This is a genomic window from Microbacterium helvum (genome assembly GCF_014779795.1).
Taxonomy (GTDB): domain Bacteria; phylum Actinomycetota; class Actinomycetes; order Actinomycetales; family Microbacteriaceae; genus Microbacterium; species Microbacterium helvum.
In genome coordinates this window covers 522883-547882 of the sequence record NZ_JACXZS010000001.1, presented here as the reverse complement: position 1 = coordinate 547882, position 25000 = coordinate 522883, and the positions used below count along the sequence as shown (strand labels likewise).

17 protein-coding genes are annotated in these 25000 nt (G+C 70.4%); 9 read left to right on the top strand and 8 right to left on the bottom strand.

All coding sequences use genetic code 11. The features are described from left to right. Positions 1 to 64: 64 nt before the first annotated feature. Both IF188_RS02450 and IF188_RS02445 read right to left on the bottom strand, forming a co-directional pair. Entirely contained in the window at positions 65 to 1423 is a 1359-nt protein-coding gene (locus IF188_RS02450; RefSeq protein WP_191170169.1) for a PxKF domain-containing protein, read from the bottom strand. A gap of 184 nt (positions 1424 to 1607) precedes the next feature. Continuing rightward, positions 1608 to 3395, bottom strand: a complete 1788-nt coding sequence (locus tag IF188_RS02445; RefSeq protein ID WP_191170168.1) for an ABC transporter ATP-binding protein — start codon at positions 3393 to 3395, stop codon at positions 1608 to 1610. A 48-nt stretch (positions 3396 to 3443) separates the two neighbouring features. Between IF188_RS02445 and IF188_RS02440 the strand changes: the two genes are divergently transcribed. Then, positions 3444 to 4115 (top strand): rhamnogalacturonan acetylesterase, encoded by a 672-nt coding sequence (locus IF188_RS02440; protein WP_191170167.1) that lies wholly within the window; start codon positions 3444 to 3446, stop codon positions 4113 to 4115. 15 nt (positions 4116 to 4130) lie between these two features. Here the strand turns inward: IF188_RS02440 and IF188_RS02435 are convergent, their stop codons facing one another. Further along, positions 4131 to 5138, bottom strand: a complete 1008-nt coding sequence (locus IF188_RS02435) for a LacI family DNA-binding transcriptional regulator (RefSeq protein ID WP_191170166.1) — start codon at positions 5136 to 5138, stop codon at positions 4131 to 4133. Positions 5139 to 5445: 307 nt separating this feature from the next. Here IF188_RS02435 and IF188_RS02430 point away from each other — a divergent pair, with 307 nt between their 5' ends. The 3 genes from IF188_RS02430 to IF188_RS02420 are packed head-to-tail and all read left to right on the top strand — an operon-like array spanning position 5446 to position 9193. Continuing rightward, positions 5446 to 6447, top strand: a complete 1002-nt coding sequence (locus tag IF188_RS02430) for an ABC transporter permease (RefSeq protein ID WP_191170165.1) — start codon at positions 5446 to 5448, stop codon at positions 6445 to 6447. Between the two features lie 12 nt (positions 6448 to 6459). Continuing rightward, the gene (locus tag IF188_RS02425; protein WP_191170164.1) at positions 6460 to 7410 is read left to right on the top strand and encodes a carbohydrate ABC transporter permease; all 951 of its coding nucleotides are present in this window, start codon (positions 6460 to 6462) and stop codon (positions 7408 to 7410) included. A gap of 31 nt (positions 7411 to 7441) precedes the next feature. Next, complete coding sequence (locus IF188_RS02420) at positions 7442 to 9193, top strand: type 2 periplasmic-binding domain-containing protein (protein WP_191170163.1); 1752 nt, start codon at positions 7442 to 7444, stop codon at positions 9191 to 9193. Positions 9194 to 9489: 296 nt separating this feature from the next. Here the strand turns inward: IF188_RS02420 and IF188_RS02415 are convergent, their stop codons facing one another. From IF188_RS02415 to IF188_RS02405, 3 genes are read right to left on the bottom strand one after another with little or no spacing between them, the layout of a single operon-like run. After that, positions 9490 to 10095 carry a YesL family protein gene (locus IF188_RS02415; RefSeq protein WP_191170162.1) on the bottom strand — a complete coding sequence of 202 codons (606 nt, stop codon included), beginning with the start codon at positions 10093 to 10095 and terminating at the stop codon, positions 9490 to 9492. A 19-nt stretch (positions 10096 to 10114) separates the two neighbouring features. Further along, positions 10115 to 11104 (bottom strand): LacI family DNA-binding transcriptional regulator, encoded by a 990-nt coding sequence (locus IF188_RS02410; RefSeq protein WP_191170161.1) that lies wholly within the window; start codon positions 11102 to 11104, stop codon positions 10115 to 10117. Then, positions 11098 to 13527, bottom strand: coding sequence for a glycosyl hydrolase family 95 catalytic domain-containing protein (locus IF188_RS02405; RefSeq protein ID WP_224751290.1), 2430 nt, complete (start codon positions 13525 to 13527; stop codon positions 11098 to 11100). Before IF188_RS02405 ends, IF188_RS02410 begins: the two co-directional genes overlap by 7 nt. Positions 13528 to 13674: 147 nt before the next feature. Here IF188_RS02405 and IF188_RS02400 point away from each other — a divergent pair, with 147 nt between their 5' ends. The 3 genes from IF188_RS02400 to IF188_RS02390 are packed head-to-tail and all read left to right on the top strand — an operon-like array spanning position 13675 to position 20563. Continuing rightward, complete coding sequence (locus tag IF188_RS02400; RefSeq protein ID WP_191170159.1) at positions 13675 to 15726, top strand: beta-galactosidase; 2052 nt, start codon at positions 13675 to 13677, stop codon at positions 15724 to 15726. Further along, positions 15723 to 18050: an alpha-xylosidase gene (yicI, locus tag IF188_RS02395; RefSeq protein WP_191170158.1), complete on the top strand. Its 2328-nt coding sequence runs from the start codon at positions 15723 to 15725 to the stop codon at positions 18048 to 18050. Before IF188_RS02400 ends, yicI begins: the two co-directional genes overlap by 4 nt. After that, positions 18047 to 20563 carry a glycoside hydrolase family 3 C-terminal domain-containing protein gene (locus IF188_RS02390; protein WP_191170157.1) on the top strand — a complete coding sequence of 839 codons (2517 nt, stop codon included), beginning with the start codon at positions 18047 to 18049 and terminating at the stop codon, positions 20561 to 20563. Before yicI ends, IF188_RS02390 begins: the two co-directional genes overlap by 4 nt. Positions 20564 to 20815: 252 nt before the next feature. On the opposite strand, the gene IF188_RS02385 is transcribed toward IF188_RS02390, so the two are convergent. Continuing rightward, positions 20816 to 21727, bottom strand: coding sequence for a DUF6807 domain-containing protein (locus IF188_RS02385; protein WP_191170156.1), 912 nt, complete (start codon positions 21725 to 21727; stop codon positions 20816 to 20818). A 189-nt stretch (positions 21728 to 21916) separates the two neighbouring features. Between IF188_RS02385 and IF188_RS02380 the strand changes: the two genes are divergently transcribed. Continuing rightward, the gene (locus IF188_RS02380; protein WP_141895049.1) at positions 21917 to 22198 is read left to right on the top strand and encodes a GlsB/YeaQ/YmgE family stress response membrane protein; all 282 of its coding nucleotides are present in this window, start codon (positions 21917 to 21919) and stop codon (positions 22196 to 22198) included. Between the two features lie 39 nt (positions 22199 to 22237). On the opposite strand, the gene pgm is transcribed toward IF188_RS02380, so the two are convergent. Continuing rightward, a complete protein-coding gene (pgm, locus tag IF188_RS02375; protein WP_191170155.1) occupies positions 22238 to 23881 on the bottom strand; it encodes a phosphoglucomutase (alpha-D-glucose-1,6-bisphosphate-dependent) in 1644 nt (547 codons plus the stop codon). Between the two features lie 73 nt (positions 23882 to 23954). Between pgm and pheA the strand changes: the two genes are divergently transcribed. Then, a complete protein-coding gene (gene pheA / locus IF188_RS02370; protein ID WP_191170154.1) occupies positions 23955 to 24932 on the top strand; it encodes a prephenate dehydratase in 978 nt (325 codons plus the stop codon). Positions 24933 to 25000 lie beyond the last annotated feature (68 nt).

Here is a 25000-nt window from a genome sequence, read left to right as displayed (position 1 = left end):
ATGCCGGGCGCCCGGCATCCACTCCCCAGCGTAGGCGTTTCGCGCGGAAAGCGCTATCCCGCCGCTACTTCAACCGGAACACCGCCGTCACCGTCGAGCCGCCCCAGACCGTCATCGTCACCAGGTAGCACCCCACCTGTCCGGCGGGGGTCTTCCAGTTCTGCACGAAACGTCCCGCCGCCGCGTCGTAGCGCAGGCTCGTCCCTCCGGTGGTGGTGACCTCGATCGGGTCCGCCGTGCTCGCCCCCCAGTCCTCGCACGAGACGGGTGTCTGGATGAACGACGTCACCACGGCGGGATCGGTCAGTTCGACGGCTCCGTCGAAGACCTCGAACTTCAGTGGAACGGTGGATCCGCCCTTCGCGACGTTGACGACGCCGTTCATGTCGACGGGGGCGAAGAACCCGCGGACGGTCAGCGACGTCACGGTGTACGTCGCGGCGGCGGTCGCCGTGTTGCCGGCCGCGTCCCTGGCCGTCGCCGTGACGGTGTGGGTGCCGGAAGTGGTCGCATAGCCGGCGATCGTGCACTCCGTGGCCCCCGACAGGGCGTCTTCGGCGATGCAGTCGGGCGGCGGCGGGACGGAGCCTGCCGCGTAGGTCACCCCGTCGGCGGGCCCACCCGCGAGCGAGACCACGGGCGGCGTCAGATCGACGTTGATGCCCGACACGACGCGCTGCGCCGCGTTGCCGGACTCGTCCACCGCGATCCCGGTGACGCTCTGCCCGGCGCCCTCACCCAGCGTGGCATCCGGACCACAGGAAGCGAGGGCCGTGTCGTCCTCGCAGGCGAACGTCACCTGGACGGGGGTGTTGTTCCAGCCGGCGGCGTTCGCGGCCGGCGAAGTCGTCGCGGTGATGGTCGGCGAGGTCGTATCGACGATCACCGACTCGATCACGAACCGGACCCAGAGGTCCTCGCTGCTCAGGGGCACTCCGTCGCCGATGAGCATGTCGCCGCCCGCGAACGGCGTGCCGTGGGCGATGTAGAAGCTGGTCTCCAGCGTCGTCCCCGGGCCGCACGAGATGTCGGCGACGATGACGGAGTACTGCTGGCCCGCCACGACGTCGACGGGCGATGCGAGCGTGATCGAGGTCAGGTCGGGAGTCGGCGTGCCGGGGAACGTGATCGGCTGGGATGTGAGCTCTACGCGGGCGGGGCCGACGCCCTGGGCGACCGACACCGTCGTGGTCCGCGCCACGTTCTGCGCGTGGAAGCCCACCTCGGTGAGCCGGCCCGAGACCGGGGCCGTGAACGACTGGCCCCTGCGGGGGCCGTCGGCCCAGCCGGCCGGCGTGCACGAGGCGCGGGCGTTGCTCGCCTGGGTGTTCTCGAGCACGGTCGAATCCGCATGAGCGGGCACCGCGGTCCCGATGACCAGCAGCGCAGAGATCGCCACTGTCGTCAGAGCTGTCAATCGCATGGCACGACCTCCTCGATCGGGCTCGTCGAGCGGGCGACGCGCCTTCTGCGGCGCTTCGTCCGGCGCCTGCGCACACGGTACGACCGCTCCGCGCACCCGGCATCGGGCATTTGCCCTATTCGCGACCAGACTTCGACGTCCCGCGAAGTCCCTGGCGGGAAGGGAGGGATGCCGGCGGCCGCGGTCAGCGCGGCAGCCCGGCCTGCGTGGCGTGCAGGTGGGCGTAGCGTCCGTTCGCGGCGAGCAGCGCATCGTGGCTGCCGATCTCGACGACCTCGCCGTGCTCGAGCACGATGATGCGGTCGGCCTGGCGGATCGTCGACAGCCGATGGGCGACGACGAGCGTGGTGCGTCCCTTCATGAGGCGGTTGAGCGCCTCTTTCACCAGCTCTTCGGACTCGGGGTCGAGGGCCGAGGTGGCCTCGTCGAGCAGCAGGATGCGCGGGTCGCGCACGAGCGCGCGGGCGATCGCCAGACGCTGGCGCTGACCGCCCGACAGGCGAGCGCCGCGCTCGCCGACGACGGTGTCCCAGCCGTCGGGCAGCGTGTCGACGAACTCTGCCGCGTTGGCGTCGCTCAGCGCCGCGCGCAGCCGCTCCTCCGACACGTCGTCGAGACCGTACGCGATGTTCTCGCGGATCGTGCCCTCGAAGAGCACCGACTCCTGCGGGACGACCGACACCGACTGGCGCACGGTGCGCAGGTCGAGCTCCTGCATGTCTTCACCGTCGAGCAGGATGCGCCCCGACGTCGGTCGCACGAACCCGAGCACGAGGTTGAGCATCGTGGACTTGCCCGACCCCGACGAGCCGACGAAGGCGACGGTCTCGCCCGGCTCGATGTCGAGCGACACATCGTGCACGGCATCGCGGTCCGCGCCCGCGTACCGCTGGGTCACGTGCTGCAGCTGGAGGTGTCCGCCCACGTGCGCGACCGGCCGCTTGCCCTCGTTGAGCTCGAGGTCGGGCTCCTGCAGCACCTCCGAGATCGACCGCATCGACTCCAGGCCGCGCGCACCCACCGGGATGAGCATGAGCAGATTCGTCAGGCCCTGCGTCAGCAGCGTGAAGTACGACGACAGGAGGACCACCTCGCCGGGGGTGATGGGGAGGATGCCGGTGAGGGCGAAGACGGCGGCGAGCACGAGGCAGCACAGCCCCAGCAGCTGCATCGCCACCCACGAGATCGATGCGACGTGGCCGTTCAGCAGATCGAGCTCGTAGCCGGCGCGGCGCACGCCGTCGGCGCCGGCCTGCACCCGCGAGACCGCGGTGCGCTCCAGGCCGTGCGCACGGGTCACCGGGATCAGCGAGGCCATCTCGCCGACGCGGGCGGCGAATCCCTCCACTTCGCGGCGGAACACCTCGTTGCGGGCGCGCGAGCGGCGGCTGAGGCTGCTGCGCAGCACCAGGGCGATCGGCACCGCCAGCGCGTACACAGGCAGGAACTGCGGCACCGAGATCGCGGTCATGACGATCGCGCCGACGAGCACCATGGTCGACGACAGCAGCGGGTGGGTCACCTGCTGCAGCATCAGCTCGACGTTCTCGACATCGCGGACCACCTTGGTCTGCACGATCGACGAGCTCACGCGGGTGTGGTAGCCGATCGACAGGCTCTGCAGCCGCGCCGCGAGCGCGTTGCGCAGGTCCGCGCCGGTGTCGCGCACGACCCGCATGAAGTTGCGGATGTACACCATGTGCATCGGGTAGTTCTGGATCAGCAGCACGGCCGCGACGCCGAACCAGATCAGCACGGTCGACACCTCGCCGCCGGTGGCCACGAGGTCGATGATCTTCGCCGTCACGACCGGCAGGAACCACAGCGGGATCTCTTTGCACGCGAACGCGAGCACCGCGAGGATCATGCGACCGGGTCGACGGGCCAGCAGCTTCAGCACTGAGCGGCCGGGACGGGGGTTCTGAGCGATTCCGATGACGCGAATGGCGCCGGTAAACGCTTTCTGCGTCATGATGTCAATGCTATGGGATGCCGCATCCCGTGCGTGAAAGGTCTCCCCATGACGTACCACCTGGCAGGCGATTCGACCGTCGCCCCTGCGAAACCCGAAGAGCTGCCCCTCACCGGATGGGGCTCGTACATCGAGCCGGTCGTCGAGGCGCCGGTGCGCAACCTCGCCTACGGCGGTGCGACGACGGAGTCCTTCCTCGCCGACGGATCCTGGGAGCGCCTGCTGCAGGGAGTCGAGCCCGGCGACACCGTCGTCATCCAGTTCGGACACAACGACCAGAAGCGCCCGGAGCTCGACGCGCGCGGCGGCTACATTGCACGACTGCGCGGCATGGTCGAAGACGCCCGCGGGCGCGGCGCGACGGCGGTGCTGTGCACCTCAGCTGAACGGCGCTGGTTCGAGGGCGACCGCGTCACGCCGACCCACGGCGACTATCCCAACGCGGTGCGCGACCTGGCGCACGAGCTCGACGTGCCGCTCATCGACCTCACCGTGTTCACGACCTGGCTCTACGAGGATCGCGGGCCCGCGGCATCCACTTCTCTGCTCTCGCATTTCGCACCCGGCGAGCATCCGGGGTGGCCCGATGGGCTGACGGACGACACGCACTTCCGCGAGGAGGGGGCGCGGCGCATCGCGGCCTTCGTCGGGCGCTCGCTGCGAGCGATCGAGCGGCGCGACGGCGACCAGCCTGCCCGAGGCTCGCAGCTGGTCAGCTGAGCCACCGCCGTGGGTTCAGCCGCCGGTCGAGGCCCGGACGACCAGCTCGGGCTGATAGACCACGTTGCCGAGGTCGGCGCCTGCCGTCCCCGCGATGCGCGCGAGGAGGATCTCGGCGGCGGTGCGGCCCATCTCGCGTGCGGGCTGGCGGACCGAGGTCAGCGGCACGCCGGCGATCGCGGCGAACTCGATGTCGTCGTAGCCGACCACCGCGACGTCGTCCGGCACGCGCACCCCGCGCGAGATGAGTCCGTGCACCAGGCCGATCGCGAGGTGGTCGTTCGAGGTGACGATGCCGTCGGGACGGTCGGCGGGGGAGCGTGCGGCCAGCTGCGCGCCGAAGGCGAGGCCCAGCTCAGAGGTCGTGCGGCTCGTCCAGATCGGCTCGAGCGTCGTGCCGGGGTGGGCGGCGACCGCCTGCTGTGCGCCGTGAAGACGCTCACGCACCTGGCGCACCTCTTCGCGGGCGCCCACGAAAGCGAGCCGGCGACGGCCGGTCGAGATCAGATGCTCGGCGGCGAGCCGGCCGCCGGCGACGTCGTCGAACGACACCGAGGGCAGCTCGCCGGTGTCGTCGACCGCGTCGACGAGGACGACCGGGATGCCGCGGCCTCGCAGTCGCTGCAGCCATGGCTCCAGGGGGCCGAACGGGCTCACCAGCGCCCCCTCGACCTGCACGCGCTCGAAGAGCTCGAGGTGGTCGCGCTCTTTGGCGACGTCGTCGCTGGAGTTGCCGACGAGGATCCGCAGGCCCGCCGCGGAGGCGGCGTCCTCGGCGCCGGCGACCATGTCGGCGAAGAACGGGTTGGCGATGTTGATGACGGTCATGCCCAGCAGGCCCGAGCGCCCGGCGCGCAGCTGCTGGGCCGCCTGCAGCGGCACGTACCCGAGCTGGTCGGCGGCGGAGCGCACGCGGTCGACCAGTCGTGCGCTGACGAGATGGGGTCGGTTGAGGGCGTTCGACACGGTGCTGATCGAGACGCCGGCCCGCTCGGCGACATCGCGGATGCCGATGCGCTTCATGTCGCCATGGTAGGCGCTTTCCATTCGCGCAGTCGGCCCCAGAGAGCGCTCCCATCGTTATCCGCGCGTTACGAGAAAGCATTTGACGAAATGAGCCCGGCGCCCCTACTCTTCAATCGAAGCGGTTCGACATCGAAGCGGTTCGACACTGATCTCGCAGTCCGCTCGGCCCCCAACGGGCATCGAGAGAGCGGCAGCCACGTACACGAAGGAGTGACATGGAACGACGTCATGCTCACCCGACGGTGATCCCCGCGGTCGCCACACCGGTCGCCCGGCCGTTCGCCGCAGCCGGAGGCACGGTTCGATGACGACGCAGGCGCAGTCGCAGACCGTCATCCAGGAGGCGGCGGTCCGCAACCTCGAGAAGAACAGCAGAAAGCCGCGCGGTCGACGACTGAAGCCAGCGGGCAGCCGGACGTCGTTCACCCTGTTCCTCTGCATCCTTCCGTTCCTCGTCCTCGCGTTCCTCTTCTCGTACCTGCCGCTGTACGGCTGGATCTACTCGCTGTACGACTACAAGCCGGCGCTCGGCCTCGAAGGCAGCGAGTTCGTCGGTCTGCAGTGGTTCGAGATGCTCGTGAGCTCGCCGACGCAGATGGCGCAGATCGGGCAGGTGCTGATGAACACCCTCGCGATCAGCTTCCTCGGCATCGCGACGTCGATCCTGCCGCTGTTCTTCGCGATCTTCCTCAACGAGATCAAGGCACCGTGGTTCCGCAACTCGGTGCAGACGCTCACGTCGCTCCCGAACTTCATCTCGTGGGTGCTCGTCTACATGATCGCCTTCTCGCTGTTCTCCAGCTCGGGTCTGGTCAACGACGTGCTGATGGACTCGGGTCTCATCACGACGCCCGTCAAGTTCCTCGACACCGACCAGAACGTGTGGATCACCATGACGCTCTGGAGCATCTGGAAGGGGCTCGGCTGGGGCGCGATCATCTACCTCGCCGCGATCGCCGGCATCGACCAGTCGCTGTACGAGTCCGCCCGCATCGACGGGGCCGGGCGCTTCCAGCTGATGCGGTACATCACGCTGCCGCAGCTCATGCCGACCTACCTCGTGCTGCTGCTGCTGTCGATCGCCAACATCCTCAACAACGGCATGGAGCAGTACTACGTGTTCCAGAACGCCTTCAACAAACAGTGGATCCAGGTGCTCGACCTGTACGTCTACAACATCGGCATGACGGGCAACAGCCTGTCGATGGCCACCGCGATCGGCATGCTCAAGAGCATCATCTCGGTCGCCCTCCTGCTCACCGTCAACGCGGTCTCCAAGCGCGTCCGCGGCGAATCGATCGTCTGAGGGGCTGCTGCCATGACCATGACGAAGACCCTCACGACCGCCAAGCGCGGCGACACCTCTGCGCGCTACCGCGGCTCGATCGGCGACACCGTGTTCCGGGGCGCGAACTACCTGCTGTTCGCGGTGTTCGCGGTGCTGTGCGCGTACCCCTTCTACTACCTGATCATCAACTCGGTCAGCGCGAACGACATCTCGGCGCTGGGCGACGTGCGGCTGTGGCCGATCGGGTTCCACCTGTCGAACTACGCGCAGGTGTTCCAGCTGCCGGGGCTGCCGCTCGCGACGGTCGTCAGCGTCGGCCGCACCGTGCTCGGCACGACCCTGACAGTGCTGGCATCCGGGTTCCTCGGTTTCATGTTCACGCAGACCCGGATGTGGGGCCGCAAGTTCTGGTACCGCTTCCTCATCATCACGATGTACTTCAGCGCGGGTCTGATCCCGGTGTTCATCATCATGAAGACGCTGGGCCTCACCAACAACTTCTGGGTCTACGTGCTGCCGTTCGTGGTGCAGCCGTTCAACGTCATCCTCGCCAAGACGTACGTCGAGTCGATGCCGAAAGAGCTGCAGGAGGCGGCCGAGATGGACGGCGCCAACATCCTGCAGGTGTTCTTCAAGGTCTACCTGCCGAACATGACGCCGATCCTCGCGACGATCGCGATCTTCAGCGCCGTGACGCAGTGGAACAGCTTCCAGGACACCCTGATCTACATCACGGACCAGAGCCTGTACACGCTGCAGTACCTGCTCTACATGTTCATCAACCAGGCGTCGAGCCTCGCGCAGGCCGCCCAGAACGCCGGCGGCAACCTCGGGCAGATCGCGAACGTGGCCACCACCCAGACGCCGACATCGATACGCATGACCGTCTCGGTGCTCGTGGTGCTGCCCATCATCTTCATCTACCCCCTGTTCCAGCGCTTCTTCGTGAAGGGCATCATGCTGGGCGCCGTCAAGGGTTGACGGCCTCACGCACCACCAAGAAAGGAAAGCAATGAAGCTGCGAAAGAAGGTGTCCCTGGCGCTCGTGGCACTGCTCGCCGCGGGATCGCTCGCCTCGTGCAGTGCCGGCGGCGGCAACGGGTCCAAGGGTGCGATCTCGGAGTTCCCCGACAAGTGGGACAAAGAGATCACGATCGACGTGTTCGACGGCCTGGCGAACTACATGGGCGTCCAGCAGGGCTGGTTCGCCAAGATCGTCGAAGACAAGTTCAACATGAAGCTGAACATCATCGCGCCGAACGTCGCGGGCGGCGGTGACACCCTCTACAACACGCGCGTCGCGGCCGGCGACCTCGGCGACCTGATCATCACCGACAAGGGCCAGAAGCTCGACGAGCTCATCGAGGGCGGTCTGGTGTCCGACGCGTCGGACTACTACCCGGCGATGAAGAACCTCGAGACCTACGACACCGCGGTGCAGCACCTCAACGACGGCAAGGACGGCGTCTACGGGTTCCCGTCGGCGCTGTCGACGCTCAAGCCGACCGAGCCGTCGGAGGGACTGGATCCCACGTTCGGCGCCTACATGCGCTGGGACTACTACAAAGAGCTCGGCTACCCCGAGGTCGGCACCCTCGAGGATCTCCTTCCGATCCTCAAGCAGATGCAGACCGCGCACCCGACGGCCGACAACGGGCAGCCCACCTACGGCTTCTCGCTGTTCAAGGACTGGGACGGCAACATGATGGTCACGGCGAAGCAGCCGGCGACCTACTACGGCTACGACGAGATCGGCTTCGTGCTGGCCAAGGCCGACGGCTCGGACTACCAGAGCATCCTCGACCCCGACGGCGAGTACATGCGCAACCTCAAGCTGTACTTCGACGCGAACCAGCTGGGCCTGGTCGACCCCGAGTCGACGACGCAGAACTACGACACCCTGTTCTCGAAGATGCAGAACGGTCAGGTGCTGTTCTCGTGGTGGCCGTGGCTGGGGCAGTCGGCCTTCAACACCGACCCCAACATGCAGGCCGGCAAGGGCTTCGAGATGGTGCCGCTGAAGGATCAGGACATCTTCTCGTACGGCGCCGAGGCGTACGGCGGCAAGCAGGTCTTCGCGATCGGCTCCAAGGCCGAGGACCCCGAGCGCATCGCCGCGTTCGTCGACTGGCTGTACTCGCCCGAGGGCGCGTACGCGAGCAGCGCGCAGACCGGCGGCACGGCGGGGCCGCAGGGCCTGACATGGGACGTCAACGACGCGGGTGAGCCCGAGCTCACCGAGTTCGGCTACCAGCAGTTCCTCGGCGGCGGCGCGACCGTGCCCGAGGAATGGGGCGGCGGCAAGTATGAGGACGGCGTCTCGGCGCTGAACCTCAGCGCGGTGCTCCCCAAGGAGGTCGACACCGAGACCGGCTACCCGTACAGCTACACGTTCTGGCCGACCTACCAGGCCAAGATCGCCAACCCCCTGACCGAGGACTGGTCGTCGAAGATGGGCGACGCCACGTCGACGATGGAGTACCTGACCGCGAACGACCAGCTGATGGTCGCGCCGGGTGCGAGCTATGCGGCGCCGGCCGACCCGTCCGACATCGAGGCGCTGCGCAACCAGGTCAAGGAGATCATCAAGCAGTACTCGTGGCAGATGGTCTTCGCCGAGAACGAGGCGCAGTTCGAGTCGCTCCGAGACGAGCTCATCTCGACGGCCGACGGCCTCGGGTACGACAAGGTGCTCGACTTCGACATGGACAACGCCAAGTCGCAGAACGACGCACGCATCGCCGTGACGAAGGCGTTCGACTGACACCTGTCTGACACGAAGGGCTCGGGATGAGGCATCCCGAGCCCTTCCGTTCGTCTGCGCACCCCGCCCGCCACGCTCCTCGCCCCGCCCCAAGGTTCATCCGTCACAGATGTACGCGGTTACCCGGGTTCTGCGTACATCTGTGACGGATGAACGGCGGTGGAGCGGGGGATGCTGCGACCGCCGGCCGGCGGTGGAGCGGGGGATGCTGCGACCGCCGGCCGGCGGTGGGGCGGGGGATGCCGCGACCGCCGCCCGACCCGGGGTGGCGGCATCCCGAGCCGACGCGGAGGGGATCAGGACTCGTGGCGGCCGAAGACGCTGCGGAAGAGGAATGCCGTCGCGTAGGCGCCGACCGAGAAGCCGACCGTCAGCACGATGAAGCCGAACGGCGGGAAGAGGATCGTCAGCGCGATCAGCGTCACGGGGATGAGGAGCACCCCGAGGGTGCGCACCGGTTCGGCGGCGGGCAGCAGCAGGGCGTTCTTGACCGTCTGGCGCACCTTGCCCTGGAAGTATGCGACCTGCGCCATGCCGTACAGGAACGCGGCGAACAGGTACGCGGCGCCGAGGACCGCCACGATGCCGGCGACGCCGCCGAGAATCGTGGGCATCGCGAACCAGAACACGCTGCTGTAGCCGAGCAGCACCGCCGGAGCCAGCAGGCACAGCATGACGACGGTCGCGCGCCCGAAGTTCGCCCGGAACGCCGGGAGGAAGTCCTTGAGCGGGTGCCCGCTCTCGTCGTCGGAGTAGCGGATCGTCACTTCGTACAGCGCGCTCGTGGCCGCCCCGATCGTCGCGATCGGGATGCACAGCAGGAGGTACAGCAGGTTCAGTGCGACGAACGTCAGGAACGTCGTGAGGCCGCTCAGCGCGCGGCTTTCGGGGTCGATGCGCATGGCGGGTTCCCGTCGGGGGTCAGGAGGCGGTGGCGTCCCCGGTGAGGGCGGGCGGCAGCAGCCGGACGGCGGGCTTCGTGCCGTTCGCGAGGATCTCGCAGATCATGTCGGTCGCCGCGGCGCCGATGGCCTCGGCGGGCACGGCGATGCTGTCGGCGAGACCGGGCACCGAGCGTGCGACGTCGTCGGGGCACAGGGCGAGGATGGCGAGCTCGTCGCCGCGCTGGCGGCCGCGCTGCGCGATCGTCGCCGCGACGTGGGGGAGCGCGCCCTCGTTGTGGACGAAGAATCCGGTGATCGTGGGGTCCTCGGTCATCACGTCGGCCACCGTCGACACGGCCTCGACCGTGCTCGGGCACGCGTGGACTGTGCCGACGACGCCGTTCGCCTCGCACGCGGCGAGGAAGCCGCGTGCGAGCCGGTCGGCGTACGACGTGTGCCGGGCCATGACCTCCAGCGGCGAGCCGATCAGGGCCAGGCGACGGTGGCCCAGCGCGACCAGCCGGTCGACGGCCAGCCAGCCGGCGGCCTCGAAGTCGAAGTCGACGCACGGGATCGCGCGGCGCCCCTGTGGCAGGCCGATCAGCACGCTGGGATGGTCGAGCCCCGACAGGGTGTCGATGCGGGGGTCGTCGGATTCGACGTCCATGACCAGCAGCGCGTCCACCATCGAGCCCTTCGCGGCGCGCTGCAGTGCCTTGGAGTCATCGCTCGCGAGCAGCAGGATGTCGTAGCCGTGCTTGCGCGCCTGCGTGACGACGCCGGTGACGATCTGCATCACGACGTGGACGTCGACGCCGGTGCGCAGCGGCGCCTGCAGGCCGATGACGTTGGTCGAGCGCGAAGCCAGCGAGCGGGCGCCCGCGTGGGGGCTGAACCCCAGGTTGTCGATCGCCTTCTCCACGCGGTCGCGCGTCTCCTGCGAGATGGCGCGCTTGCCGCTCATGACGTACGACACGGTCGAGATCGACACCCCTGCTGCCTGCGCGACGTCCGCGATCGTCACCATGAGGTTCCCCATCCTGCTAGGTCGAGCACCTGCGTCGCGCCGGGCGCGAGATCGCAGGTGCCGAGCGGACCGTCCGGCCCGTACACATTCATTGTCGCCGCTCGCGCGCCCGTACGAAGACAGGCGCTCACGAGTCGTCCGCCGGCCCACTCCAGGTCGACCGACACATCGCCGCGTGCGCGGATGCCGCGCACCGATCCGTCCGGCCACTGCGGCGGCAGTGCGGGCAGCAGCAGCAGGCGCACGGCGCCGGTGCCGCCGGCATCCGGATCCTCGTCGAAGGACTGCACGAGCGCCTCGGCGATCGCCGCGGTCAGCCCGAGGTTGCCGTCGATCTGGAACGGCGGGTGCGCGCTGAAGAGGTTCGCGTAGAGGCCGCCGCGGTGCCCGCCGCCCGCCTCCTCGGCGGGACGCAGCGCCATGCGCACGTGCTCGTGCACGGCGGCGCCGTCGCCGAGCCGCGCCTGCATCGCCGCACGCCACGCGAGGGCCCAACCGGTGGATTCAGGACCGCGCAGGCGGATGGACTCGGATGCCGCACGCGCGAGCTCGGGCGTCGCCCCGGGCGTGATCTGCGCGTACGGGAACAGTCCGACCAGATGCGAAAGGTGACGGTGCAGCGGCTCGGCCTCGGGGCGCTCGCGGTCCCACTCGAGCAGGTCGCCGCGCGACGACACGCGGGGGTCGGGGAGCGCCGCGGTGCGCGCCGCGAGCTCGGCGACCCACAGCTCGTCGCGGTCGACGTCGATGCCGAGCGCTTCGGCGGCGCGGCCGCACACCTCGGCGAGCTCGCGCAGCAGCGCGACGTCCATGGTCGCCGTCACCGCGACGCCGCGCTCGCGGCCGTCGGCGTCGAGGTAGTGGTTCTCGGGCGAGGTCGACGGGCTGGTCCAGGCGCCCTCGTCATCGCCCTGGATCCACGACAGCGCGAACGCCGCCGTCGACGCGAGCACGGGCCAGGCCTCGTCGCGCAGGTAGGCGAGGTCGCGCCCGTACGCGTAGTGATCCCACAGGTGCAGCGCGAGCCACACTCCGCCGAGCGCCCAGTTCGCCCACGCCGGGTCGCCGTGCCCGGCGCCGACGGGAGCCGCGAACGCCCACGCATCGGAGTTGTGGTGGGCCACCCAGCCGTCGGCGCCGTACAGCTCACCGGCCACGACGGGGCCGGTCGTCTCGGACAGCCGCCGCGTGAACCGCAGCAGCGGCTCGTGGCATTCGGCGAGGCCTGTCGTCTCGGCGGGCCAGTAGGCCATCTGCAGGTTGATGTTCGTCGTGTACGCGCTCGACCACGGGCCGGGCAGCTCGGCGTTCCACAGGCCCTGCAGCGTCGCGGGGAGCCCGCCCGGCTGCGACGATGCCATCAGCAGGTAACGGCCGTAATGGAACACCAGCGCCGCGAGCGCCGGATCGTCGTGCAGCTGCGCGCGCTGCACGCGCTCGGCCGTGTCGAGGTCGCCGTCGAGCCCGGGCAGCTCGAGCGTGCACCGATCGTAGAGTGCGCGGTGCGCGGCTTCGTGTGCGGAGCGCAGTTCCTCAGGATCGGATGAGTGGATGCCTCCCGCCAGCGCCGCGGCGCGCTCGATCGCTCCCGTGCCGGGGTCGGCGTCGCCGGGGAGCGAGGGGGCGGCGGCTGTCGCGATGGCGAACAGGTGCGCGGAGGCCGGTGCCGACACGAGGGCGTCGCCGACGACGTCGGCGACGCCCAGCGCGCGCACGACCACGGCGCCGTGGCGCCCGTACGCCTCGTCGTAGCGGATCGGCTCGTCGGGCTGCTCGTGACCGGGGGCGACGTCGACAGGGAACCACCATTCGGTCGCGAGGGCGCCGTCGCGCGCGTGTGCCGCGGCCTTCGCGCGCAGCAGCGAACCGACGGTCACGCGTGCCTGCACCGGTGCGTCGGCGGTGATCTCGTGCATGATCGCGCCCGTCACGAGGTCTGCCCATGTGCGGTGCCGTACCGCGACCCCGTCGAGCAGGTACTCGTGCGTGGCGACTCCGGTGCGCAGATCCAGGCGGCGCGAAACCTCAGGTCCTCCCTCTGGTCGCTCAACGACCGGTGAGACGACCGGGCGATCGACCGGGGACTCCACGTCCACATCCACCCACCCGAGCGGAAGGTACGCCTGCACCCACGGGGCCTGCATGCGTTGCAGAAGCGCTTCCGCGCCGTCGAGATCGCCCGCGTCGAGTGCTTCGCGTGCGGCATCCAGGGCACCCGCGCCGCGAACCGCGACGCCGTCGAGCGGGGCGGCGCCGGCGCGTCCCGACCACGCCTCGATGTCGTTCAGCCACAGGCGGTCACCGCCGGCGAGGCCCGCGCACATGGCGCCGCGCCGGCCGTTGCCGATCGGGTAGGCGTCGAGCCACTGCGCTGCCGGCGACGACGCGCGAAGCTCGTGCAGTGCCTCGGAGGGCTCCGGCATGGCCGCATCATCGCGGCGCGTGGACATCGTCACACCCTTAGTATATCGTCTCGGTGTTGAAGCGCTTCGAAAGTAGCTCAGACTCTTCCGATCCGCTTCAGAAGACCCCGCCCTCGACCGAAACTCAGCGAAGAGGTTCCCCGCTCCATGGTCAGCACACCGATCCCGCGTCGCTCCGACGCGCTCGCTCCGCTCACGGCCGAGCTCGGCATCTGCTTCGGCGGCGACTACAACCCCGAGCAGTGGTCGCCCGAGGTGTGGCGCGAGGACGTCGAGCTCATGGTCCGCGCGGGCGTGAACCTCGTCACGGTCGGCGTGTTCAGCTGGGCGCGCATCGAGCCGAGCCCGGGCGAGCGCGACTTCGCGTGGCTCGACGAGGTTCTCGACCTGCTGCACGCGCACGGCATCGCCGTGGACCTCGCGACGCCGACTGCCTCGCCGCCGCCGTGGATGGGCGTCCTGCACCCCGAGACACTGCCGCTGAACCCCGACGGCGTGGCGCTCGTCGCGGGCTCGCGCAACCAGTTCACGCCGGCATCCCGCGTATATCGTGACTACGCGCTCGCGATCGCGACAGATCTCGCACAGCGGTACCGCGACCACCCTGCCGTGCGCATGTGGCACGTCGGCAACGAGTTCGGGCAGATCGACTTCGGGCCCGAGGCGGCGCGCGAATTCCGGCTGTGGCTGCGCGAGCGCTACGGCACCATCGAGGCGCTCAACGACGCGTGGGGCACACTCGTGTGGGCGCAGCGGTATCGCGACTTCGACGAGATCCTGCCGCCGCGGCGCATGCCGTACCTCGTGAACCCGGCGCAGTCGCTCGACTTCCGGCGGTACACGTCCTTCGCGCTGCAGCGCGTGTTCACCGAGCAGCGCGACGCGATCCGGGCCGCCGGCGCGACGCAGCCGGTCACCACGAACTTCATGGGTTTCGAGCCGCTCACCGACCTGTGGTCGTGGGCCGAAGATGTCGATGTCATCGCCGACGACCAGTACCCCGACCACGCGGAGCCGACCGCGTCGAGCGACATCGCCCTGATCCAGGACCTCATGCGCTCGCTCGGCGGCGGGCGGCCGTGGGTGCTCATGGAACAGGCGGCGAGCGCCACGTCGTGGCGTCCGCACAACCTGCCCAAGTCGCCCGACCGTCTCCGGCTGGACTCGCTGCAGGCCGTCGCCCGGGGAGCTGACGCGATCTGCTTCTTCCAGTGGCGTCAGGCGCGCACGGGCGCCGAGCGCTTCCACTCCGCCCTGCTTCCGCACGCCGGCGCCGACACCGAGGTGTTCCGCTCCGCGGTGGCGCTCGGCGCCGACCTGCGCAGGCTGCGGCCGGTCAGCGGCGCGCGGGTGGCAGCATCCGTCGCCGTCCTGTTCGACTGGGAATCGTGGTGGGCCGGCGAAGAGCCCGGACGCCCCACCACCCGCCTGCAGACGCTCGACCAGGTGCGCCGCTGGCACCGCGCGCTGTGGCGCCGGGGCATCGCGGTCGACCTCGTGCGCCCGGGGGTGGACCTCTCCGCGTACCGTGCCGTGCTGGTACCGCACTCGTACATCGTGGAGGTGGATGCCGCCACCGCCCTCCGTGCCGCCGTCGAGGCCGGTGCGAGCCTGGTCGTCGGCCCGTTCTCCGGGGTCGCCGACCGCAACGCCGCCATCCTGCAGGGCCGCTCGCCCGTGCTGCTGCGCGAACTCGTCGGAGTGAGCGGTGAGGAGTGGGTGGGCCTGCCGGACGAGCCCACCGCGCTGACCGCCGAGGCGGCGTGGACGACGGTGCCGGCGGTCGCGCTGGAGGCCGGCGTGCTGGGCGAGCGGCTCCGCGCCGACGGCGCCGAGGTGCTGGCACGGTTCGACGGCGGACACCTCGACGGCGCCCCCGCGATCACGCGCCGTCGCGCCGGCGCGGGCACCGCCTGGTACCTGGGCGCGGTCGTGTCGGACGACGCGCTCGGCGCGGTCCTGGACGACGCGCTCGACGCGGCCGGGATCGCGGGCGCGACGCCTGATCGCGTCCTGCCCGACGGCGTGGAGGCCGTGCAGCGCGGCGAGGCCCTCTTTCTTCTCAACCACGGTCGGACGACCGGGCGCGTGACGGTGCCCGGAGCCCGGCGGGATCTCTTGTCGGACGCGGACGTCGACGGCCAGGTCGCCCTGGCACCCGGCGCCGCCATGGTGCTCATCGAAAGGCACGCACAGTGAAGTTCACCGACGGCTACTGGCTCACCAGGCCCTCGCTCACCCCGCTCTACGCCGTCGAGGTCGACGACATCCGCCTCGACGGGGCAGCCGGCACGATGAGCGTGTACGCCCCGACCGCGGCGATCCGCGACCGCGGCGACACGCTCAACCGGCCGATGCTGACAGTGGTCTTCTCAGCGCCGGCACCCGGGGTCGTCAAAGTGCACGTCGTGCGCCACGCCGGAGAGGTGCACCGCGGACCGGACTTCGAGATCCGCGGCGCCGACGGGTTCCGTCCGACGCTGCGGCTCGAGGACGAGTGGGGCGTGCTCGAGGCGGGATCGCTCAGCGTGCGGGTCGCTCGCACCGGGCCCTGGCGCGTCGAGTTCGTCAGCGGCGACCGGGTGCTCACCACGTCGCTGCCGCGCTCGGTCGGGCACATCACCGGGACGGGACAGCTCCGTACGCCGGTCGACCCGACGTGGGTGCACCAGCAGCTCACGATCGAGCCGGGCGAGCGGGTCTACGGTCTGGGCGAGCGCTTCGGCGCGTTCGTCAAGAACGGCCAGACCGTCGACACGTGGAACGCCGACGGCGGCACCTCCAGCGAGCAGTCGTACAAGAACGTGCCGTTCTACGTCACGAGCCGCGGATACGGCGTGTTCGTCGACAACCCCGGCAACGTGTCGTTCGAGCTCGGCAGCGAGGTCAACTCGCGCGTGCAGTTCTCGGTCGAGGGCGAGTCGCTGGACTACTACGTGATCGACGGTCCCGAGCCGAAGGACGTGCTGCGCCGCTACACCGAGCTGACCGGCCGTCCCGCCCGCGTCCCCGCGTGGTCGTTCGGGCTCTGGTTGACCACGTCGTTCACCGCCAGCTACGACGAAGACACCGTGAGCGCGTTCGTGGACGGCATGGCCGAGCGCGACATCCCGCTGTCGGTGTTCCACTACGACTGCTTCTGGATGCGCGAGTACCAGTGGACCGACTTCGAGTGGGACTCCCGCGCCTTCCACGACCCGGTGGGCCAGATCGCGCGCATGCACGAGCGCGACGTGCACGTGTCGGTGTGGATCAACCCGTACATCGCGCAGCGCTCGGCGCTGTTCCGCGAGGCCGCCGACGCCGGCTATCTGCTCAGGCGCACCGACGGCCCCGGGCACACCGCCGGCTCTGTGTGGCAGTGGGACATGTGGCAGGCCGGCATGGGCCTCGTCGACTTCACCAACCCGCAGGCCGCGGACTGGTACGTCGGCAAGCTCGAGGGACTGCTCGATCAGGGCGTCGACACGTTCAAGACGGACTTCGGCGAGCGGATCCCGGTCGACGGCGTGGTGTGGCACGACGGATCCGACCCGCAGCGCATGCACAACTACTACGCCAAGCTGTACAACGAAGTGGTGTTCCGGGCGCTGGAGCGGCACAAGGGCGTGGGCAACGCGGTCGTGTTCGCGCGCTCGGCGACTGCCGGCTCGCAGCAGTTCCCCGTGCACTGGGGCGGCGACAGCGACTCGACGTTCCTGTCGATGGCCGAGTCGCTGCGCGGCGGCCTGTCGCTCGCGATGTCGGGCTTCGGCTACTGGAGCCACGACATCGGCGGCTTCGAGGGCACACCCGATCCAGGGCTGTTCAAGCGCTGGCTGGCGTTCGGCCTGCTGTCGTCGCACTCGCGCCTGCACGGCTCGTCGACGGTGCGCGTGCCGTGGGCGTTCGACGATGAGGCGGTCGACGTCGCCCGCGAGTTCACCAAGCTCAAGATGCGCCTGATGCCGTACCTCGCCGGGGCGGCCGAGCAGGCCCACACCGACGGCACGCCCATGATGCGTCCGATGGTGCTGGAGTTCCCGGGCGACCGGTCCGGCTTCGACGCCGACACGCAGTACATGCTCGGCGACGCCCTGCTGGTCGCGCCGGTGTTCACCGCCGACGGCACGGTCGAGTACTACGTGCCCGAGGGGGAGTGGACGTCGCTGATCGACGGCTCGGTCGTGGGCGGCCGCCGCTGGATCACCGAGACCCACGGCTACGACTCGGTGCCGCTGCGCGTGCGCCCCGGGACGGTGCTGCCGTTCGGCGCCGACGACAGCCGCCCGGACTACGACTGGGCGGACGGGGTGACGCTCCGGTGCTTCGCGCTGCCGGACGGCTACGACGCCGTCACCACGGTGCCGGGCCACGACGGTTCGCCGTCGACGTCGTTCCGTGTCCTCCGTGAGGGCGGCATGATCACCGCGATCTCGGACGACGCGCGCTCGGCGTGGGCGCTGCAGGTGGGCGACCGGATCGTCAGGGGCGAGGCATCCACCCTCTCCCTCCAGCTCGAGGTCGAGGGGGCGGCACGATGACCGACGAGACCGGGGTCCCGGTGTTCCGGCAGGTCGACCGGCCGCTCGCCGAGCGCTCGCGCGACCTGCTCGACCGGCTGACGCCCGAGGAGCGCATCGCGATGCTGCACCAGGTCGCGCCGGCCATAGAGCGGCTGGGACTGGCCGAATGGCACACCGGCTGCGAGGCGCTGCACGGCGCCGCGTGGCTCGGGCGCGCCACGGTGTTCCCGCAGCCGGTGGGGCTCGCCGCCACGTGGGACGAGGACCTCGTGCGCCGCGTCGGCGAGGTCGCCGCCGTCGAGGTGCGCGCCAAGCACGCCGAGAACCCGCTCGTGAGCCTCAACGTGTGGGCGCCGGTCGTCAACACGCTGCGCCACCCGGGCTGGGGGCGCAACGAGGAGGGGTACTCCGAAGACCCGCACGTGACGGCGGTGTTCGGCACCGCGTACTCGAGGGGCCTGCGCGGCGATCACGATCGCGTGTGGCGCACGGTGCCGGCGCTCAAGCACTTCCTCGCGTACAACAACGAGACCGATCGCTCTGTCACCTCGTCCGAGATGTCGCTGCGCACACTGCACGAAGAAGAGCTGCCGGCGTTCCGCGGTGCGATCGAGGCGGGCGTCGCGGGCGGCATCATGCTCGCCTACAACCGTGTCAACGGCACGGCCGCCCACACGCAGCCCGAGCTCGTCGCCGAGGCGCGGTCATGGTCCGACGAGTCGATCGCGGTCGTGTCGGATGCCGGCGCCCCGTCGTTCCTCGTGACGACGCAGCGTCAGGAACCCGACCACGTCCATGCCGCGGCGGCGCTGGTGCGCGCTGGTCTCGACTCGTTCACCGACAACGACGCGACCTCGGCGCCCACGATCGAGTTCGTGACCGAGGCGCTCGCCGCAGGCCTCATGACCACCGACGACGTCGACCAGGCAGTCCTGCGTCTGCTGGAGCTGCGGATCCGGACAGGCGAGTTCGACGGCGACGCCGACCCGTACGGCGGCATCCCCGCCGACGCGATCGACGCGCCGGCGGCGCGCGAGCTCGCGCGTGAGGCGGTGGTGCGCTCGGTCGTCGTGCTGCGGAACGACGCGGGCGTGCTGCCGCTGACCGACAGCTCGCGCGTCGCCGTCGTCGGCCCTCTCGCCGACCTCGTGCTCACCGACTGGTACGCGGGCACCCCGCCGTACGCCGTCGGCATCGGCGCAGCCGCCGCCGAGCGCTACGACGAGGCCGAGGTCGTCACCGGCGCCGACACCGTCGCGCTGCGCGCGGTCTCGTCGGGGCGGTACGTCACGGCATCCGCGGACGGGTCGACGGTAGAGGCCTCGGGCGAGACGGTGGCCGAGGACGCGCTGTTCGACATGACCGACTGGGGCGACGGCATCCTCACTCTCCGCTCGCACGCCAGCGGGCTGCTGCTGACGGGCGGGCACTGGCCGATGCGGGCGGACGCCACGCGCGTGGGGGAGTGGGTCGTGCAGGAGAGCTTCCGCGCGCACCATCACGCGGACGGCACCGTGTCGCTGCTGCACCTCGGCTCGGGGCGCTGGGTGCGCACGTTCCGGGACTCGGGCCTGCTGGCGGCAGAGGCCGTCACGCTCGACAAGGCGGAGCGCTTCGGGGTGCGCGTCGTGCGCTCGGGCGCCGAGGCCGTCGCCGAGGCCGCCGCGCGGGCGGACGCCGTCATCGTCGCGGTCGGCAACGACCCGCACCTGAACGGCCGCGAGACCGAGGATCGCCCGCACCTGCGGCTGCCGTCGGCGTGGACCGAGATCTGGCGCGTGGCGCGTGAGGCCAACCCCCGCACGGTGCTGACCATCGTGTCGAGCTACCCCTACGTGCTCGACGGCGCGGCCGCCGCCGACACCGTCGTGTGGTCGAGCCACGGCGGGCAGGAACTCGGCCACGGCGTGATCGACGTGCTCTCGGGCGACCGCGAGCCCGCTGGACGCCTGTCACAGAGCTGGCCCGCGACCGAACAGCAGCCCGGCGACCTGTTCGACTACGACACCCTGCGGCAGGGCGCCACCTACCGCCACCAGTCCGACGCCCCCGCCTTCGCGTTCGGCCACGGCCTGACGTACTCGTCGGTGTCGTACGAGTCCGTGACGGTTCGGGATGCCGTCGTGCCGGCGCCTGCGCCGACGCACCGGCATGCGGGCTTCGCGCCGCGCGCGGGCGATGACGCGGTGCGGGCGACGGTGCGCGTCGCCAACACGGGGGAGCGGGATGCCGAAGAGCTCGTGCAGCTGTACGCGCTGCCGCCGAGGGATCTCGGTCTGCCGACGCCACGGCGCCTGCTGGTCGCGTACGCGCGCGTGCGCCTCGCACCGGGCGAGACCCGCGATGTCGAGCTGTCGTTCGGCGTCGATCGTCTCGCGGTGTGGGACGACGCGGTGCGGCTTCCCGGGGCCGTGGACGACTGGCTGCATCGGGGCGCACTGCGCGTGCAGCCCGGCACGTACACGCTGGCCGCGGGGCCTTCGGCGTGGGACCTGCCGGTCTCGAGCACCCTGGAGATCATCCCCGCCTGACGCCACCTCTTCCGCGGGTCGGTTCTCGAGAGCGTCTTGCGACGTTTCGTCTGCGCTCGTTCCTCGCTTCGCTCAACGACCAGGACTGGTCGTTGAGCGAGCGGAGCGAGACGAAACGTGGTGAGCCGCCCATCGGACCCGGCCACGCGGCGAGCTCCCGCGGGGTGAACAGGGACTTTCCGGTCGTTGAGCGAGCGGAGCGAGACGAAACGTCGCGAGCCGCCGATCGGACCCGGCCGCCCCCCCTGCGGCCTACGGCGCCAGCTCGGCCGCCAGCATCCGCGTCTCATCCGGGGTCCAGACGCGGTCGCCGAACACGTGCCGGTGGGTGAGCGACAGCTCGTCGCCCGGAGCGAGCACGATGTGCTCGGCGAACGAGGGTGACGGCGCGAGGATCGGCGTGGGCTCGCTGCGCACGAACCAGCGGATCGCCGGCCCGCCCGTCGAGGTGCCCGCATACGCGAGCACCGTGCCGCCGCCGTCGACCTCGTCGTGCTGGCCCGAGAACGCCACCCATGGCGATTCGGCGCCCATGATCGCGTCCGGCCCCACGTCGTCGGGGAGCCCGCCGGCGAGCACGCGGCCGCCCGTCCACGCGCGCGGCATGCGGATCACGTAGCCGGTGTAGCCCGCGTTCGGCCGCCCCTGCGTGGTGGGGCTTCCCAGCTCCAGGTCGCGTCCGGCGATGTTGCGCAGCGTCGTGGCGAAGTCCAGGATCCACAGTCCGCGCTTCGGGTCGACGCCGTGGAAGCGGTGGGTCCGCGTCTCTGCGATCCACGACGCACCGGCCCGGGTGATCCAGGTCAGCTGCTCGACGAACGACACCGCGGGACCGGCATCCACCACCTCCGTGAAGGCGTCGTGACGCATGCGTCCGACGTTGTCGAGCTGCACGTACCCGCTCTCACGGCGATACGTCGGCCCGCCCCAGAAGTTCTCGCCCGACACGTGCGTCCAGGTCAGCTGAAGCCCCTTGTGCCAGCGGTGGTCCCACGGCCGGTACGCGGTGAGGGGAGCGCCGTCGAGCGTGCGGAGGGGATGCAGGAACGGCTTCGGTCCCTCTGAGACCGCACCGCCGCCGTCGAACGCGTAGCGGGCGATGTCGACGCCCGACGTGGTGACGACGCCCTCGGCGTCGTTCAGGCGGAGGGTCAGATCGGTCATGCGTCCATTGTCGCGGACAGAAACGGAAAACGCATTCCCAACTTTGATCCCTGAGTGCGAGCGGGAATGTACCGCGTTCCGTCCGTTTTTGGTAGAGGCAATCCCCGCGGATCGCCGCGCGCTAGCGTCAGGGGCATCTCGCAGCGGGCGTCTCACACCCGGCAGGCGCCCAGAGACGGAGGAGGAATCATGCTCTGGACAATTCTCGGCCTGATCATCGTCGGCCTGATCGCAGGTCTCATCGCTCGCGCCCTCATCCCCGGCAAGCAGAGCATGGGGATCCTGCTGACCATCGTGCTCGGAATCGTCGGCTCGTTCGTCGGCGGCTTCCTGGGCTACCTGCTGTTCGGCAGCGACCCCAACGGCGGCTTCCTGCAGCCGTCGGGCATCATCGGATCGATCCTGGGGTCGATCATCGTGCTCGGCCTGTACGTGCTGTTCACCCGCCGCCGCGGCGCCGTGCGGTCCTGATCGCTGCATGCGGCTGCAGGTGCGGCGCGCCGCCGTGGCTCAGGCGCCCGCGAGGGCCTGCGACACCACTTCGCGCGCCTCGGCCTGCACCTGCGCGAGGTGCTCGGGGCCGCGCAGCGACTCGGCGTACAGCTTGTAGACGTCCTCGGTTCCCGAGGGGCGCGCGGCGAACCACGCGTGCTCGGTCTGCACCTTCAGCCCTCCGATCGCGGCGCCGTTGCCCGGCGCGTGCGACAGCTTGGCCGTGATGGGCTCGCCCGCGAGCTCGGTCGCGGTCACGGCCTCCGGGGCGAGCTTGCCGAGGGCGGCCTTCTGGGCGGGGGATGCCGGAGCATCCACCCGCTGGTAGGCCGAGGCTCCGAACTCGGCCTCGAGTTCGGCGTAGCGCTGCGAGGGCGTCTTGCCCGTCACCGCGATGATCTCGGCGGCCAGCAGGCACAGCAGGATGCCGTCCTTGTCGGTGGTCCACACGCTGCCGTCGAAGCGCAGGAACGATGCTCCCGCGGACTCCTCGCCGCCGAAGGCGACCGAGCCGTCGAGCAGCCCGGGCACGAACCACTTGAAGCCGACCGGCACCTCCAGCAGCGGCCGGTCGAGCGACTCGGCGACGCGGTCGATGATCATCGAGCTGACCAGCGTCTTGCCCACGGCGGCATCCGCCGGCCACTCGGGACGGTGCGAGTACAGGTAGTCGATCGCGACGGCGAGGTAGTGGTTCGGGTTCATGAGGCCGGCGTCGGGGGTCACGATCCCGTGGCGGTCGGCGTCCGCGTCGTTGCCCGTGAGCACGTCGTACTCGTGGCGACGGCCGATGAGGCCCGCCATCGCCGACGGCGACGACGGATCCATGCGGATCTTCTCGTCCCAGTCCAGCGTCATGAAGCGCCACGTCGGGTCGACGTCGGGGTTCACGACGGTGAGGTCGAGCCCGTGCACCTCGGCGATGAGCGCCCAGTACTCCACCGAGGCGCCGCCGAGCGGGTCGGCGCCGATGCGCACCCCGGCCCGGCGGATCGCCTCGACGTCGATGATGTTCGCGAGGTCGCGCACGTACGCGTCGCGGAAGTCGTAGTCGCCGAGCGTGTCGCCGTCGATGTCCTTGTACGGCGTGCGCCGGACGTCCTGCAGGCCGCCGGCGATGAGCTCGTTCGCGCGGTCCGCGATCCAGCCGGTGGCGTCGGTGTCGGCCGGTCCGCCGTTCGGCGGGTTGTACTTGAAGCCGCCGTCGCGCGGCGGGTTGTGGCTGGGCGTGACGACGATGCCGTCGGCGCGGCCGGGGTCGGCGGCATCCCTCCCGCGGTTGTACGCGAGGATCGCGTGGCTGAGAGCGGGGGTCGGCACCCACGCGTCACGCGAATCGACGCGCACGTCGACGCCGTTGGCGACGAGCACCTCGATCGCGCTGCGCTCGGCGGGCAGCGACAGGCCGTGCGTGTCGCGGCCGAGGAACAGCGGCCCTTCGATGCCCTGCGTGCGGCGGTAGTCGACGATCGCCTGCGTCGTGGCGAGGATGTGGGCCTCGTTGAAGCTGCCCGACAGCGAGGAGCCGCGATGGCCGCTCGTGCCGAAGACCACGCGCTGCTCGGCGACCGCGGGGTCTGGCGAGATGTCGTAGTAGGCGGCGATCAGCTCATCGATGTCGATGAGGTCGGAGGGTTCGGCGGGCTGTCCTGCGCGACTCATGCGCCTAGTCTGCCTGGCTCGCGGCCCGCGCGCACGGTTCGTGTCGCGGGCGGACCGGAATAGGCTGGCACGCGTGACTTCCGAGCTCGACGGTACCCAGGACCCCGCCCCCGTGCGTCGCACGTACAGCTATCTGGGACCCGCCGGGACTTTCACCGAGGCGGCGCTGGCCCAGGTCCCCGAGGCTCGCGGCCACGAATGGCGCCCGGTGCGCAACGTCGGCGAAGCGCTCGCCGACGTTGTCGAGGGCCGCTCGGACGCCGCCATGATCGCGATCGAGAACTCGGTCGACGGTGGCGTGTCCACGGCGCAGGACGCGCTGGCGACGATCCCGGGCCTGCGGATCGTGGGGGAGTACCTCGTGCCCGTCGAGTTCGTGCTCGTCGGCCGGCCGGGCGCGCGCCTCGAAGACGTCACCCTGATCGCCGCGCACCCCGTGGCCTATGCGCAGTGCCTGCAGTGGCTCTCGCACGCGCTGCCGGCGCATGCTCACGTGCCCGCCGCGAGCAACGTCGCCAGCGCCATGGGCCTGCTCGACGGATCCAGCGACGCGGATGCCGCGATCGCCCCTCCGGGCATCCTCGAGCACCACGAGCTCGAGCTGCTCGCCTCGAACATCGGCGACAACCCGAACGCGGTGACCCGCTTCGTGCTCGTCGCGCGGACCGTCGTGCCGCCCGAGCCCACCGGCGCCGACAAGACCTCGCTCATCGTCGAGCTGCCCGACGACCACCCCGGTGCCCTGCTCGAGATGCTCGAGCAGTTCGCGACGCGCGGCATCAACCTGTCGCTACTGGCCTCGCGGCCGATCGGCGACGAGCTCGGCCGGTACCGGTTCGTCGTCGACGCCGACGGGCACCTGCAGGACGAGCGCATGGCCGACGCCCTCATGGGACTGCGCCGGTTCAGCCCGCGCGTCACGTTCCTGGGCTCGTACCCGCGCGCCGATCGCGCCGTGGTGCACTACCCCGAGCGCTACGCCGACGACGTGTTCGTCGAGGCGCGCGACTGGCTGCGCGGCCTCCTCTCGGGCGAGCCCGCGACCGACTGACGTCGCGCGGTCCGTCTCCGGTCCGACGAACGAGGCGTTCGCGCGGCTCACGTCGATCCCACCCGTCG